13 protein-coding genes are annotated in these 15601 nt (G+C 57.3%); 8 read left to right on the top strand and 5 right to left on the bottom strand.

Annotated features, from left to right (window positions below; genetic code table 11):
- Positions 1–193: 193 nt before the first annotated feature.
- Genes AC2FI7_RS07930 through AC2FI7_RS07910 form a run of 5 tightly spaced genes read left to right on the top strand, consistent with a single transcriptional unit; the run spans position 194 to position 6732 of the window.
- Entirely contained in the window at positions 194–2014 is a 1821-nt protein-coding gene (locus AC2FI7_RS07930) for an ABC transporter ATP-binding protein (RefSeq protein WP_496815642.1), read from the top strand.
- 5 nt (positions 2015–2019) lie between these two features.
- Positions 2020–3186, top strand: a complete 1167-nt coding sequence (gene argE, locus AC2FI7_RS07925; RefSeq protein WP_496815643.1) for an acetylornithine deacetylase — start codon at positions 2020–2022, stop codon at positions 3184–3186.
- Positions 3187–3206: 20 nt separating this feature from the next.
- On the top strand, positions 3207–4373 hold the full coding sequence (locus AC2FI7_RS07920; RefSeq protein WP_496815644.1) for a M20 aminoacylase family protein: 1167 nt from the start codon (positions 3207–3209) through the stop codon (positions 4371–4373).
- A 14-nt stretch (positions 4374–4387) separates the two neighbouring features.
- Positions 4388–5551, top strand: a complete 1164-nt coding sequence (locus AC2FI7_RS07915) for a M20 aminoacylase family protein (protein ID WP_496815645.1) — start codon at positions 4388–4390, stop codon at positions 5549–5551.
- A gap of 17 nt (positions 5552–5568) precedes the next feature.
- The gene (locus AC2FI7_RS07910) at positions 5569–6732 is read left to right on the top strand and encodes a M20 aminoacylase family protein (protein WP_010442797.1); all 1164 of its coding nucleotides are present in this window, start codon (positions 5569–5571) and stop codon (positions 6730–6732) included.
- 77 nt (positions 6733–6809) lie between these two features.
- Here AC2FI7_RS07910 and AC2FI7_RS07905 read toward each other — a convergent pair whose 3' ends face one another.
- On the bottom strand, positions 6810–8105 hold the full coding sequence (locus AC2FI7_RS07905; RefSeq protein WP_010442796.1) for a 3-deoxy-D-manno-octulosonic acid transferase: 1296 nt from the start codon (positions 8103–8105) through the stop codon (positions 6810–6812).
- A 1-nt stretch (position 8106) separates the two neighbouring features.
- Entirely contained in the window at positions 8107–9114 is a 1008-nt protein-coding gene (moaA, locus tag AC2FI7_RS07900; RefSeq protein ID WP_010442795.1) for a GTP 3',8-cyclase MoaA, read from the bottom strand.
- Between the two features lie 91 nt (positions 9115–9205).
- Between moaA and AC2FI7_RS07895 the strand changes: the two genes are divergently transcribed.
- The gene (locus tag AC2FI7_RS07895) at positions 9206–9622 is read left to right on the top strand and encodes a hypothetical protein (RefSeq protein ID WP_496815646.1); all 417 of its coding nucleotides are present in this window, start codon (positions 9206–9208) and stop codon (positions 9620–9622) included.
- On the opposite strand, the gene AC2FI7_RS07890 is transcribed toward AC2FI7_RS07895, so the two are convergent.
- Genes AC2FI7_RS07890 through glmU form a run of 3 tightly spaced genes read right to left on the bottom strand, consistent with a single transcriptional unit; the run spans position 9610 to position 13479 of the window.
- Positions 9610–10293, bottom strand: coding sequence for a DNA alkylation repair protein (locus tag AC2FI7_RS07890; RefSeq protein WP_010442793.1), 684 nt, complete (start codon positions 10291–10293; stop codon positions 9610–9612). The two genes, AC2FI7_RS07895 and AC2FI7_RS07890, sit on opposite strands and share 13 nt — an antisense overlap.
- A gap of 6 nt (positions 10294–10299) precedes the next feature.
- Positions 10300–12123, bottom strand: a complete 1824-nt coding sequence (glmS, locus tag AC2FI7_RS07885) for a glutamine--fructose-6-phosphate transaminase (isomerizing) (RefSeq protein ID WP_010442792.1) — start codon at positions 12121–12123, stop codon at positions 10300–10302.
- Positions 12124–12126: 3 nt separating this feature from the next.
- Complete coding sequence (gene glmU / locus AC2FI7_RS07880) at positions 12127–13479, bottom strand: bifunctional UDP-N-acetylglucosamine diphosphorylase/glucosamine-1-phosphate N-acetyltransferase GlmU (RefSeq protein WP_010442791.1); 1353 nt, start codon at positions 13477–13479, stop codon at positions 12127–12129.
- A 134-nt stretch (positions 13480–13613) separates the two neighbouring features.
- Here glmU and AC2FI7_RS07875 point away from each other — a divergent pair, with 134 nt between their 5' ends.
- Together AC2FI7_RS07875 and AC2FI7_RS07870 are read left to right on the top strand one after the other, a co-directional pair.
- Entirely contained in the window at positions 13614–14285 is a 672-nt protein-coding gene (locus AC2FI7_RS07875; RefSeq protein ID WP_010442789.1) for an HAD-IA family hydrolase, read from the top strand.
- A gap of 39 nt (positions 14286–14324) precedes the next feature.
- Positions 14325–15515, top strand: coding sequence for a DegT/DnrJ/EryC1/StrS family aminotransferase (locus tag AC2FI7_RS07870; protein WP_496815647.1), 1191 nt, complete (start codon positions 14325–14327; stop codon positions 15513–15515).
- Positions 15516–15601 lie beyond the last annotated feature (86 nt).

Raw genomic sequence — 15601 nt, 5'->3', positions numbered from 1 at the left:
ACAAACGAAAACGATAGTTTCGCCCACGTGTTTTCCGTCCTCTCCCCAGAACGGTTACGCGGCGTATCGAAACAGAGTTTTGGAAAATTGCAAGCCTTGCCGTGCGAATTTTGACCAATCGGTTTGACTTTTCACATCCCTCGGCCTTAGCGTTTGGCACTCAGTCCGAATAGCCGCCAAGGGGAGAGCGCGCGTGCTGGATCAGCCAATTGCCCAGATCAAAAAACTACGGGTCGAATTCCAAACAAAAGATGGCCCGGTGGTCGGGGTCGAGGATGTCTCGTTCGAGGTCAATCCGGGCGAAACCGTCTGTATCGTAGGCGAATCGGGGTCGGGCAAGTCGGTCTCATCCTTGTCGTTGATGCGCCTGGTCGAGTTCGGCGGAGGCGAAATTGCGGGCGGGCAGTTGCTGTTCGACCGCCGAGATGGCGAAGAGATGAATTTGGCCGGTGCCGATCAGGATCTGATGAAACAGATTCGCGGAAACGAGATCGGAATGATCTTTCAGGAGCCGATGACGGCCTTGAACCCAGTGTTCACCGTTGGACGGCAATTGACTGAAGGATTACGAATCCACAAGGACATGAACAAAGCGCAGGCCGAGGACCGCGCGCTGGAGCTGCTGCGGCAGGTGAGAATCCCCGAACCCGAACGGCGCCTGAAACAATATCCGCATGAACTGTCCGGCGGTATGCGCCAACGCGTGGTAATCGCCATGGCGATGGCATGTGAGCCGCGCCTGCTGATCGCGGACGAGCCCACAACAGCACTGGACGTGACCATTCAGGCCGAGATCCTGGCGTTGATGGATCGCCTCAAGCGTGAAACCGGCACAGCGGTCATGTTCATCACCCACGATATGGCTGTGGTTGCACAGATGGCGGATCGTGTTGTGGTCATGTTCAGGGGTAACAAAGTCGAAGAGGGTACGGTCAAAGAAATCTTCGAGAACCCGCAGCACGACTACACCAAGGCACTGTTGGCAGCGGTTCCGAAACTGGGTGAGATGCAAGGCAAAGCCGCACCTGAGCCAATGAAACTGCTGGGTGAGGAAGGCCAGACCATCGCGCCGATCCCGGGCACCAACGAGGTTCTGCTGACGGTCAAGAACCTGACCACGCGCTTTGCGGTGAAAGGCGGATTGCTGCGCCGGACTATCTCGAACGTGCATGCGGTCGAAGATGTCTCGTTCACGCTGAACCGGGGGCAGACCCTCAGCCTCGTGGGCGAATCTGGGTGCGGCAAGTCTTCGGCAGGGCGCTCGATCCTGCGGCTGGTCGAACCGATGGCGGGAGAGGTCGATCTAGACGGTGTCGACATCATGAAGCTGGATCCGGCTGGTCTGCGCAAGGCGCGGCTGGACATGCAGATGATCTTTCAGGATCCGTTCGCCTCGCTCAATCCGCAGATGCAGTTGGTCGATCAGGTGGCCGAGCCAATGCGCAACTATAGCGTTGCCTCCGGATCTGAATTGCAGGATCGCGTGGCGCAACTTTTCGACAAGGTGCAGCTGCCGCGCAGCTTCATGCGCCGTTTCCCGCATGAGATGTCCGGTGGTCAGCGGCAACGGATCGCGATCGCCCGCGCACTGGCGCTGAACCCCAAGCTGATCATCGCGGATGAGGCTGTATCGGCGCTGGACGTCTCGGTTCAGGCACAGGTGCTGAATCTGATGATGGAGCTGCAATCCGAACTTAGCCTCAGCTATCTGTTCATCAGCCACGATATGGCAGTAGTCGAGCGGGTCAGCCACCATGTCGGTGTGATGTATCTGGGGCGTATTGTCGAACTGGGTCCGCGTGCCCGCGTATTCGAAAACCCGCAGCATGCATACACGCAAGCCTTGATGAAAGCGGTTCCGATTGCGGACCCGAACAAGCGCAAGTCTGAAAAAGATCTGAACTTCAAGCCTATTCCGTCCCCGATTCATCCAATCGGTTACGAGCCGGAGCCATCGGAGTACAATGAGGTCGAGCCCGGTCACTTCGTGTTGACGACTGACAGCGGATATTAATTCCCATGGCCGAACGCCTGACGCCGCTTGAAATCATGGCCCGGCTGATTTCGTTCCCAACGGTCAGCCGCGACACAAACCTTCCGCTGGTGGATTGGGTCGAGGGGTATCTGCAAAGCCATGGAATCGACTCCCATCGCTGGCCGGATCCGGACCAGCCGCACAAGGCGGCAATTTTCGCGCATGTCGGCCCTTGGGAAGAGGGTGCTATCGTGCTGTCGGGGCACACGGATGTTGTGCCGGTCGATGGCCAACCCTGGGATACAGATCCTTTTGTTGTAACCGAGAAAGACGGAAAGTATTACGGGCGTGGCACCTGCGATATGAAGGGCTTTGACGCACTGGCGATTTGGGCTCTGGTTGAGGCGCATTACGCTGATGTGAAACGCCCCCTGCAACTGGCGCTGAGCTTTGATGAAGAGGTGGGATGCACAGGTGCGCCGCCGATGATTCAAGCTATGCAGAAGGTCTTACCCAAGGGCTCGGCAGTGATCGTGGGCGAGCCGTCAACGATGCAGGCCGTTACCGGACACAAAGGCGGGTTCGGCTACGACACACATGTGGTGGGGTTCGAAGTTCACAGCTCGATCATGCATACCGGTGTTAATGCGATCATGGCGGCCGCACCGCTGATCGATTGGGCCAATCAGCGCAACGCTGAAAATATGGCGGCGGAACCATCAGACATTGCCGCCGTATTCGACCCGCCGTGGACGACATGTCATGTCGGCATGATCGAGGGTGGCACAGCGCATAACATCACCGCCAAGGATTGCCGGTTCATGATGGATTTCCGGGTTGTACCCGGCGAACAAGCTGCACAATGGCGCAACGCCTATCTTGATCAGGTTCGGCAGGCCGAGGTGCAGATTCAGGCCGTTCATCCCGAAGCACGCATAGACGTGTCCGATCATTTCGCTGTGCCTGCATTGGTGCCTGAAACCGAAGGTGAGGCTGAGATACTTGTACGCTCTCTGACTGGCGACAATGCGACTCATGTCGTCAGCTACGGCACAGAGGCGGGACAATTCCAAGAGGCCGGGTACTCGGCGGTAATTTGCGGCCCCGGTGATATAGCCCAAGCGCATCAACCTAATGAATTCATAGAAGTTTCGCAGTTCAATGCGGGTCACAAATTCATGGAGCGTCTGGTCCAGCGTCTCTGCAAATAACACCTGAAGGGAGATCTAAGATGCCCGTCAAGAACCGGCTTGCCGAAATGCATGGTCAAATCACCAAGTGGCGCCGCCATCTGCATATGCACCCTGAGTTGCTGTACGATGTCGAAGAAACGGCGGGTTTTGTCGTTGATCGTCTACGCGAGATCGGAGTCGATGACATCACGCCTGGCATCGGTAAAACTGGTGTTGTCGCGGTGATCAAAGGGCGCGAAGATACGAAGGGTCGGGTTATCGGACTGCGTGCCGATATGGATGCTCTGCCGATTGAAGAGGCGACCGGGCTTGATTATGCCTCGACCGTTTCGGGCAAGATGCATGCATGCGGCCATGACGGGCATACCTCGATGCTGCTGGGGGCGGCGAAATATCTCGCTGAGACGCGGAATTTCGATGGCACCGTGGTTCTGATCTTTCAACCTGCCGAGGAAGGCGGGGCAGGTGGTCTGGCGATGTGCCAGGACGGGCTGATGGACCGTTGGGGCATCCAAGAAGTCTATGGGATGCACAATATGCCCGGGATGCCGGTTGGGGAATTCGCCATCCGCCCAGGCGCATTGCTGGCCTCATCAGACGAGTTCGAAATTGTGGTGACTGGCAAAGGCGGCCATGCTGCTGCGCCGCATGATGCGGTGGATACGACGCTGGTTGCATCGCATATTGTCGTTGCACTGCAATCGGTTGTGTCGCGTACCGTCGATCCGATCAAACGTGTCGTGCTGACCGTCGGAACATTTGAAACCGACAGCGCTGCTTCGAATGTGATCGCCCATACGGTACGTCTGCAAGGCACGGTTCGCACGCTTGATCCCGAATATCGCAAGATCGCGGAAGAGCGCGTGCGACGGATCGCTGAAGATACGGCCTCGGCCTTTGGGGCAACCGCGAAAATGACATGGACACCAGGGTATCCGGTGACCGTGAACTCCGAGGCTGAAACGGTTTTTGCTGCTGAAGCCGCAGAGGCGGTCTCAGGTAAGATCAACGACAGTACCGATCCGATCATGCCATCAGAAGATTTCGCTTACATGCTTGAAGAACGGCCCGGAGCCTACATCTTTATCGGGAATGGGGACACGGCCATGTGCCATCACCCAGAATACAATTTTGACGACGACGCCATACCCGCCGGTTGCAGTTGGTTTGCAGAACTGGTGGAACGACGAATGCCCGTCGCCTGATTTGGGAGGATCAGATGCCAATCAAGAACCGACTTGCCGAAATGCACGAAGAAATCACCGGTTGGCGGCGGGATATCCATCAACATCCCGAGATCCTCTATGACACCCACCGCACCAGCGCCTTGGTGGCCGAAAAGCTGAAAGAGTTCGGTTGCGATGAGGTCGTGAGCGGCATTGGCCGGACCGGTGTTGTTGGCGTGATCAAAGGTAAAACCGACACGCAGGGCCGCGTGATCGGGCTGCGCGCCGATATGGACGCGCTGCCAATGCAAGAACAGACTGGTCTCGACTATGCGTCGAAGACTGATGGCGCCATGCATGCCTGTGGGCATGATGGCCATACCGCGATGGTTCTGGGGGCGGCGAAATACTTGTCCGAGACGCGTAATTTCGATGGCACAGCCATCGTGATTTTCCAACCCGCCGAAGAGGGCGGAAACGGGGCCGAGGCGATGTGCAAGGATGGTCTGATGGACCGTTTCGGCATTCAGGAAGTCTATGCCATGCACAATGTACCCGGTGTGCCGACGGGTCAGTTCGCCATCCGGTCCGGACCACTGCTGGCGGCTGCGGATGAGTTCGACATTCATCTGGAAGGCCGGGGCGGCCACGCGGCCAAACCGCATGAAACCATTGATACGACAGTGGTGCTGTCGCAACTGATCGTGGCCTTGCAAACCATCGTTTCGCGCAATGCGGACCCGATTTTGCAGGCGGTTTTGTCGGTGACTTCGGTCGAGACGTCTTCGAAGGCGTTCAACGTGATCCCTCAATCGGCGCAGGTGCGCGGTACAGTGCGGACGCATTCGAACGAAATGCGCGACCTGATCGAGACGCGGCTGACCGAGGTGGCTCAGGGCATTGCCGAGACCTTCGGGGGCACAGTCAAAGTCACCTATACGCGCGGGGTTCCGGTGACGATCAACGCCGAGGAACAGACGGGTTATGCCGCCAAGGCCGCAATTTCGGTGGGCGGAACTTGCGGCGAAGCACCGATGGTGATGGGGGGCGAGGATTTCTCGTTCATGCTGGAAGAGCGCCCCGGCGCCTTTATCGTGCTGGGCAATGGCGATACCGCCGGGCTGCACCACCCCGAATACAACTTCAACGATGAGATCATCCCGCTGGGATGTTCATGGTTCGCCGAAATGGTCGAGCGCCGGATGCCCGCCGCTTGAATTAGGAGAGAGAAAAGATGCCAGTTAAGAACCGCTTTGCTGAATTGCAGGCCGAAATCACCGAATGGCGACGTGATATTCATGAAAACCCAGAGATTCTGTTTGAAACTCACCGCACCAGCGCCCTGGTCGCGGACAAACTAAATGAGTTTGGCTGTGACGAGGTCGTCACTGGGATCGGGCGCACCGGTGTTGTTGGTGTGATTAAGGGCAAATCTGATTCCAACGGAAAGGTCATCGGCCTGCGTGCTGATATGGATGCGCTGCCGATTCTTGAGGCGACGGGGCTGGCTTATGCCTCAAAGACCGATGGCGCGATGCATGCCTGTGGTCATGATGGTCATACAGCAATGCTGCTTGGTGCAGCGAAATATCTGTCGGAGACGCGCAATTTCGACGGCACAGTCGTTGTGATTTTCCAACCTGCCGAAGAAGGTGGCGGCGGCGGTCGTGAGATGTGCGAAGACGGCATGATGGAGCGTTGGAATATCCAAGAGGTCTACGGCATGCACAACTGGCCTGGCCGTCCGGTGGGCAGTTTCGCCATCCGTCCGGGTTCGTTCTTTGCTGCGACTGATCAGTTTGACATTACCTTTGAGGGCCGCGGTGGCCATGCCGCGAAGCCACAGGAGACCATCGACACAACCGTCATGACCGCTCAGGCGGTTCTGGCGTTGCAGACGATTGCTTCGCGCAATGCGGACCCGATCGATCAGGTTGTGGTGTCAGTGACGTCGTTCGAGACGTCTTCGAAGGCGTTCAATGTTATTCCACAAACGGTGCAGATCAAAGGTACCGTGCGTACCATGAGCAAAGAGATGCGTGATTTGGCGGAAAAGCGGATCAATGAGATTTGCAATGGTGTCGCGGCAACGTTCGGTGGATCGGCAGATGTGACCTATATTCGCGGGTATCCGGTCATGGTGAACAGCGACGAACAGACGGATTTTGCTGCCGGGGTAGCGAAGTCGGTCTCGGGCAGTTGCGATGAGGCACCCTTGGTTATGGGTGGTGAGGATTTCGCATTTATGCTCGAAGAACGTCCGGGCGCTTATATCCTGGTGGGCAATGGCGACACGGCGATGGTTCATCACCCGGAGTATAACTTCAACGATGAGGCTATTCCTGCCGGGTGCAGCTGGTGGGCTGAGATTGTCGAGCAGAGGATGCCTGCTGCTTGAAGGTGAGAGGCGAGGGGCCAGCCCCTCGCGCTCTCCGGGATATTTTTAACCAGAAGAAGCGGGATCGGTGCCCAAGGTCAGTGGAGTGAAAGGCGGTTGCACAGCGTGTCGATCACCTCGTCCAACGCGGATTTTTGCGTGTTGACGCAGGCTTGGGCTGCGGTTTGCGCTGCGGCAAGAACGTCCTTTTCCGACAGCCATAGGGCGACCGAATCTGAAAGGTCGCTGGCAGAATTGACCAAGACCGCGCCGCCGGTTTCGATCAAGGGTGCAAATGTTTCGGCAAAATTGAAGAAGCCCGGACCAGTGATTACTGCGGCCCCGGCTTGCGCAGGTTCAAAAGGGTTGTGGCCTCCGATCTCCTTGAGCGAGCCACCTAGGAAAACGATCGGGCAAAGTGCGTACCAGGTTCCGGTTTCGCCTAATGTATCTGCGACATAAACCTGAGTGTCTGACCTGATCGGCTGATCCGTACTGCGTTGAGCAGTCGACAGGCCGGCATCGCCTGCGAGTTTAATAACCTCATCCCTGCGTTCAGGGTGGCGCGGGATCAGTAGCAGCAGAAGATCAGGCCAACGCTGCAACAATAACCGATGAGCCGCCAGAACGATTTCTTCCTCACCTGAATGCGTCGAACTGGCGATCCACATTGGGCGTCCAGCGATCTGTGATTTGATCGCGTCTAGTGTTTCCTGGTGGACGGGCAGCGGATCAGACATGGCTTTGAGGTTCGTGCCGGGTTGGACACGTTTAGCATCAGCGCCCATGTCGATCAGGTTGTCGGCTGTTTTGGTGTTTTGAGTTAGAAACAGCTTGAACTGATCTAGAATGAAGCGTGCGGTTTTGGGGCGTTTTTTCCATCCAGTGGCTGATTTGTCTGACAGACGGGCATTGAGCAATGCCAGTGGCGCGCCATTCTTGGTGGCTTCAACAATCAATCGTGGCCAGATTTCGCTTTCAACGAAGATTCCTGCGCTGGGCTGCCAATGGTCCAGAAACCGGTGCACCGGAGTCGCGCTGTCCAGCGGTGGGTATTGATGGCGGGTGCGCGCAGGAAGGCGTTTCCCGATCAGTTCCGCGGAAGTCGGGGTACCTGAAGTGATCAGAAATTCGGCTTCCGGTAAGCTATTTCCCAATCGATTGATCAGGCTTAGGACTGAAAGGCTTTCACCTACACTGGCGGCGTGGAACCAGATCAGTTGCCCTTGCGGGCGAGGCAGACTGGCATGGCCCAGTCGTTCCTGCTGGCGAGTATTGGAGACGCCTGCAGCCTGCATTTTTCCACGGACTTTACGCCAGACCAGCGGTTCGGCGGTCGTCATCAGGCCGCAGTACAAATTGTACAGCAGAGTAGGCTGTGGGCTTTCGGGCATTTCAGCCGCCTGTATGGCTCATATGACGGCTCATTTGGCCGTCGATAGACTGCCTCGAGTAATCGAAGTCATGACCCTTGGGCTTGAGGTTGATAGCAGCCCGGATCGCCTTTTCAAGCGGTTGCTCCGTATCGGGATGGTCGCGCAGAGGACCGCGCAGATCCGCCATGTCTTCTTGACCCAGGCACATATACAGCTCACCCGTGCAGGTTAGGCGCACGCGATTGCAGCTTTCGCAGAAATTATGCGAAAGGGGTGTGATGAAACCTATTTTCTGACCCGTTTCTTCTAGCCGCACATAGCGCGCCGGGCCGCCGGTGCGTTCAGCCAGATCGGTGACAGCATAGTGGTTTTCGTATTCCTTGCGGACGTCTTTGAGCGACCAATATTGATCTAGGCGGTCCTCGTTGCCGATATCGCCCATGGGCATGACCTCGATCCAGGTAAGGTCCATGTCGCGCTCGGCACACCAGTCAGTGATCTTGGGCAGTTCTGGTTCGTTGAAACCTTTAAGCGCAACAGCGTTGATCTTGACACGCAGCCCGGCCTTTTGCGCCGCGTCGATGCCGTTCAGTACCTGTTTGAGGCGGCCCCAGCGGGTGACCTTTGCGAATTTGTCCTCGTCCAGAGTATCCAGCGATACATTCACACGTCGCACGCCCGCCGCATAAAGTTCTTCGGCGAAACGATGCAGTTGTGAACCATTGGTTGTCAGTGTCAGCTCTTTCAGGGCACCGCTATCCAGATGCCGTGTCATGCTGTTGAAGAAAGACATGATGTTCCGGCGCACCAGGGGCTCTCCTCCGGTGATGCGCAGCTTTTCGACGCCCAGGTTCACGAACGTGGTGCACATGCGGTCCAGTTCTTCCAGCGTCAGAAGGTCTTTTTTGGGGAGGAACTTCATATCCTCGGACATGCAATAGACGCAGCGAAAATCACAGCGGTCCGTGACGGAGACGCGGAGATAGGTGATGGCGCGGGCAAATGGGTCGATTAGCGGAGCTGTCATGGCTCATAGGTAAAGCGGAGGCCCGGCCGCGGCAAGGGCGAACTGAGTTTTGGGCTGGAACAGTCAAGCTGAGAAGAATAGGGTTTTCGGCATGAAACATGCTTTGGTTTTGGTTTGTGTTTTTGTCGCTGGCTGCGATGCGGTTCGGTCCGCCACGGACCGAGTGTTTAGTGGGTCATCCACAGCGCCTGTGACCGCGCCTGCCGCACCAGAGACTGCTGAGGAGGTGCCCGAACCTGTCGTCGCTACGGTCGGTTGGGCGGGTGCAAAAACGACGGTCGCAGGACTTGGCGATCCGAATACGCCGGGACGTTGGCTGCAAACGCCCCTGGTTAAGACCGAAATCAATGGTCGTATCGTTGTACCGCGTACAGGCGCGCAGGCCTATGTTGCGCTTATCCCTGCGCCGGGGCCTGAAGGCGGTGGAAGCCGTTTGTCACTAGAGGCAATGCGCGCATTGCTTGTGCCGTTTGATGAGCTGGTAGAACTGGAAGTCTATTCCGACTGAGCGCGCAGGTATTTGCCCGCTTCTTTGCGGGCAAATGGTTTCATGTTTGCGCCGTGCGTTTCAAGAAATGCGACGACGCGCTGTGAATCGTGCTTTGACAATTCGCGCAGCCACCATGCGATGGCTTTCTGGATAAACCATTCCCGGTCAGGGACATAGCTTGCAGCCCAACCAAGAATACGGTCGCGGCACTCCAACTCTTCCGGTTTTGGGTGGTTCTGTTTGGTCCAGGGCAAGGTGGCGACCAGCGCGGCACGCTTAGTCCACATGTGGTTTGATTTGGTCCACTGTTCGACCTGATCCAGCCGCGTCGGATCGGCTGTCAGGCGCTTTTGCATTGCCATGCAGGCATGGTCGGCCACCGCCCAGGCGTCGAATTCTGGCAGCCAGCTTTGCAACAGATCCCATACCGTGTCATCGGGGCGGATTCGGGCTTGGGTCAACAACTTTGCCGCAGCGACCCGTGCTTCATGGATGTTGGTCCGCCACAAACTGTCGGCGACGGCGACGCGGTCAGCGATTTCGAGTTCACGCCGCCACTCCTTGGTCAGATCGTTGAGCACCGGATTCGGAACACCCAGATAAGGACGATCAACCTTGTGATAGGCCGCCACCTGTTCTGCGCGTTCAGGATCGGCATGTGCTTTGATCTGATCCAGATAGGCCAGCATGTGCCGTCACTCGACCGTGACGGATTTTGCCAGATTGCGCGGCTGATCCACATCTGTACCTTTAGCCACCGCCGTGTGGTAGGCCAGCAGTTGCGCGGGCACCGAATAGAGGATTGGTGCAAGGCTGGTGTGCACATGTGGCATACGGATCGTACTCCAAACCCCATCTTCAGCCTCAGCGATACCGTCATCATCCGAGACAAGGATAACCTTGCCCTTACGCGCCATCACCTCCTGCATGTTCGAAACTGTCTTGTCGAAAACTGCGTCGCGCGGTGCCATGACAACAACCGGCATATGCTTGTCGATCAGGGCGATGGGGCCGTGTTTCAGCTCACCCGACGCGTAACCTTCGGCGTGGATGTAGCTAATTTCCTTGAGCTTCAGCGCACCTTCCATGGCCAGAGGGTACATGAGGCCACGGCCCAGGAACAGCACGTCGCGCGCCTCGGATAGACGTTGGGCAGATTGGCGAATAGCGTCGTTCTGATCCAGCGCTGCATTCAGAACTGTCGGCAAGCCGCGAAGGGCGGCCGCGTGATCGGCGATCTCTTCATCGTTCAGCGTGCCTCGATCTGCAGCGGCTTTGAGGGCAAGCATCAGCAACACGCTAAGCTGACAGGTGAACGCCTTGGTCGAGGCAACACCGATCTCAACACCCGCATGGATTGGTAAAGCCATATCGCTTTCGCGCGCAATCGAGCTTTCGGCGACATTGACGACCGAGACGATCTTGTCTGCCTTGCCTTCGCAATAGCGCAGGGCAGCAAGCGTGTCGGCGGTTTCGCCTGACTGGCTGACAAACAGCGCAAGCGTCCGGTCCGAGATCGGAGGCTCGCGATAGCGGAACTCGCTGGCGATATCGACTTCAACTGGCATCTTGGCCAGTTGTTCGAACCAGTATTTCGCCGTCAGGCAGGCATAGAATGCAGTACCGCAGGCCACCATGGTCAGACGGTCCAGCTTGGTGAAATCCAGATCGTCACCGGGCAACACCACCTGATCGCCTCCGGTCGGAAGATACGAGCGGATGGCTTCGGCCACCACAACAGGCTGCTCGGCAATTTCCTTGGCCATATAGTGCTTGTGGCCGCCTTTGTCGGCACGGGTCTGATCGATTTGAATTTGCCGGATTTCGCGGTTGGCAAGCTCACCGATTTCGGTTCGAATCTCCAGCGAAGTGCGGGTCAGTACCGCCCGATCACCTTCTTCAAGATAGGTGATGCGATCGGTTAGCGGGGCCAATGCGATAGCGTCCGAGCCGACAAACATCTCACCATCGCCATGACCTATCGCCAGAGGCGAGCCCTTACGCGCTGCGACGATCAGATCTTCTTGCCCGTCGAATAGGAAGGCGAGTGCGAATGCGCCTTTGAGCCGGTCGATCGTATTGAACGCAGCGTCAATCGGCGATTGTCCTTCGGACATGTACCGTTCTGTCATCAAGGCAACGGTCTCGGTGTCAGTGTCCGTGACGAAGTCAACACCATGTTCAGCCAACTCAGCCCGCAGTTCGCGATAGTTTTCGACGATACCATTGTGCACAACAGCGACAGGTCCCGCCCTATGCGGATGCGCGTTGTTCACTGATGGCGCCCCATGGGTCGCCCAGCGGGTATGACCGATGCCGGATTTCCCGGCCAATGGCTCATGCACCAAAAGGTCGCTCAGGTTCACCAACTTGCCAACAGCCCGACGACGCCCAAGCGCGCCATCATTAACAGTAGCGATACCCGCACTGTCATAGCCGCGATACTCAAGTCGCTTCAGTGCTTCGACCAGAATAGGGGCGGCTTCGTGGCTGCCCAGAACACCAACAATTCCACACATAATTCAGGCTCCTTTGTCGCGGCGAGCCTTCTTCGCCTTCAACATTTCAAACAATTTGCGCGCGTAGCCGGGCTTATTCTCTTGCTTGGCACGCGCCACGGCCAATGCGTCTGGCTCAACATCCTTGGTGACTACGGTCCCCGTGGCGGTCATCGCGCCGTCACCCAGAGTGACCGGGGCCACAAGCATCGTGTTCGATCCGATGAACACGTTTTCCCCGATGGTCGTTTTGTGCTTCATCACGCCGTCATAGTTGCAGGTGATGGTTCCAGCACCGATATTTGTAGCCGCCCCAACCGAAGCGTCGCCGATATAGCTGAGGTGATTCACCTTTGCGCCTTCTGCGATCTCGGCGTTCTTGATCTCAACAAAGTTGCCGATTTTCGCGTTTTCAGCCAGCTCTGCACCCGGGCGTAGGCGGGCATAGGGTCCGACCACGGAACCTCGGCTGACATGGCAGCCTTCGAGATGCGAAAACGCCCGGATCGTTGCGCCGCTTTCCACGGTTACACCGGGGCCAAAAACCACATTTGGTTCAATGACAGTGTCGCGACCAATCACGGTATCTGCTGCCAGATACACAGTACCAGGTGCCATCAAAGTGACTCCCAGATCAAGTAGTTCGGAGCGCGCCTGTTCTTGGAACACTGCATCCGCTGCCGCCAGATCCGCGCGGGAGTTCACACCCAATGTCTGCGCTTCATCGCAGGCCACGGCAGTTACGTTAAGACCCTTGTAGCGGGCTATCTCAACGACGTCGGTCAAATAATATTCACCCGAGGCATTGTCGTTTCCAACCGCATCGATAAGTGAGAAAAGGGTTTCAGCGTCACACACCAAAAGGCCTGAGTTACAGAAGGTTATGGCGCGTTGTTCGTTAGTGGCATCCTTGAATTCAACAATCCGCTCGAGCGAGTCACCATCCATGACCAAGCGACCATAACGGGCGGGATCTGCAGCTTCGAACCCAAGAATGACCAGATCGTTTTTTGTGCGCGCTTCAATCATTCGCTGCAGGGTGTCGGGCTGCAGAAACGGGGTATCGCCATAGAGGACAACCACGTCCCCCTGAAAACCATCCAGCGCGGCACGCGCCTGCGCAACCGCGTGGGCCGTGCCAAGCTGCTCTTCCTGCACCGCAATGCTGGCGTTTTCATCTTCGGCTTCAGCCACGCGTGCAACGGCTTCCGCGCCGTGGCCGGTAACAATCACGGTGCGCTCGGGAGTCAGGACAGCACCGGCACGCATGGCATGAACCAGCATCGGCACCTGAGCAATCGGGTGAAGGACTTTGGGAATATCAGAGTTCATCCTTGTGCCTTTTCCGGCGGCAAGAATGACAAGGGCATTGCTCATGAAATCATTTTCTCTTTTGTTTTGTTGTGGCCCGTTTTATCCGCTGTGGTCAAAGGCGCAAGCGGTTCGGCCATCAAAGAAGATTGCCGTTTGCAACACGACATGGCGGAATCCCGCCGGTTCAGGAGGTAAGAATGCGTACGGTAATCTTCGATTTGGATGGAACTTTGGCAGATACGTCCGGTGATTTGCTGGCCGCTGCAAACCACTGTTTTCGCGAGATGGGTCATGGAGATGTACTGATGCCCGAGCTTGATGCGGCGGTTTCGGTGCGCGGTGCACGTTTGATGTTGTCCCATGGATTGAAGCGGGTCGGCGCCTATGATGCGGATGTTGTCGAAGCCTATTATCCGGTCTTTCTGGAGGTCTATGGGCAAGCGATCGATACGCATACCTATTTCTATCCCGGTGCGCTTGAAGCCGTCGAAGCACTGAAAGGTGCGGGTTATGGCGTGGGTATCTGCACCAACAAGCCAGAAGGCCTTGCTGATCTGCTGCTGTCCCGGATGGGCGCGCGCGATCGTTTCGCTTCGCTGGTAGGGGCCGATACGTTGCCGGTGCGCAAACCTGATCCTGAGCCTTTGCGTGAAGCGGCGCGCCGCGCCGGGGGGCATCCCGATCATTGCGTGCTGATCGGCGACTCGGATACCGACCGGAACACGGCGCGGGCTGCAGGCGTGCCTTCGGTTCTGGTGACTTTCGGCCCGTCAGGCGATGAAATGGCCGCGCTGCAGCCCGAGGCGTTGCTGCATCATTTTGATGATTTACCGAAACTGGTCTCCGATTTGATCGGAGCGGCCGTGTGATCCCTTGACCCGCTTGAGACTCCGCACCAAAACAGACCTATGACCGAGACATTCACGGGTAATTTCACCCAGCAAGAGCCCATCCCCGAAGACGCCATTGAGGCTGCCGTGGCCGTCCTGCGCCATGGTCGGTTGCATCGCTATAACGTTGCTCCGGACGAATTGAGCGAAACTGCGCTGCTGGAACAGGAATTCGCCGCCCAGATGGGGGCGAAATACTGTCTGGCGGTCTCATCGGGAGGCTACGCTCTGGCCACAGCGTTGCGGGCAGTTGGCGTAAAACCGGGCGATCCGGTTCTGACCAACGCGTTCACTCTGGCGCCGGTGCCGGGGGCGATTGCGTCGGTAAGCGCAAAGCCGGTCTTTGTTGGTGTGACCGAAGCCCTGACCATCGATCTGGATGATCTTGAGGCCAAGCTGGATCAGGCTAAGGTGTTGATGCTGAGCCACATGCGTGGGCATCTATGCGATATGGATCGCCTGATGCAGATGTGTGATGCGGCGGGTGTGATCGTGATCGAAGATTGCGCCCATACCATGGGCGCTGCCTGGCGCGGGCAGCTGTCTGGGCGGCAGGGGGCCATCGGATGTTACTCGTGCCAGACCTATAAACATGTCAATTCGGGCGAGGGCGGGTTGCTGATCACGGATGATCCGGAACTGGGCGCCAAGGCTACGATGTTGTCCGGGTCTTACATGCTTTATGAACGCCATCTGGCAGCGCCCGGGCCGGAGGTTTTCGAGCAGATCAAATACACCACCCCCAATGTCTCGGGCCGGATGGACAATTTGCGTGCGGCGATCTTACGTCCGCAGTTGCGCGATCTGGACCGGCAGGTGCAGCGCTGGAATGAACGATATGATGAAATCGAGCATGGTCTGCGGGGAACACCCGGTTTGAAAATCGTAGAGCGGCCCGATGCTGAGACCTATGTCGGTTCGTCGATCCAATTCCTGTTGCTGGACTGGACGCCCGAGCGTATTGCCGAGGTCATCCAGCGCTGCGCCGCGCGCGGGGTTGAACTGAAGTGGTTCGGAGGGGCCGAGCCGTCGGGCTTTACCTCACGCTATGACAGTTGGCGCTATGCCGACAGTACCCCTATGCAGGTCAGTGATCGGATATTGGCCGGGATCATGGATATGCGCGTTCCGCTGACCTTCTCGCTAGAGGATTGTGGCCAGATCGCGCGCATTATCCGGGCTGAGGTCAGCGCGGTCTATCAGTCGTAATCCAGCGGAGTGCGCTTTCAGCGCACGCTCGACCTTTTTGGAAAACGCCGCCCCTTGCCGGGCGGCGTTTTGCGTTTGCCTGCGCG

The sequence above is a fragment of the Ruegeria sp. YTSA064 genome (assembly GCF_059610325.1).
The sequence above is the reverse complement of the archived record's forward strand: the minus strand, read 5'-3'. Positions and strand labels throughout refer to the sequence as shown.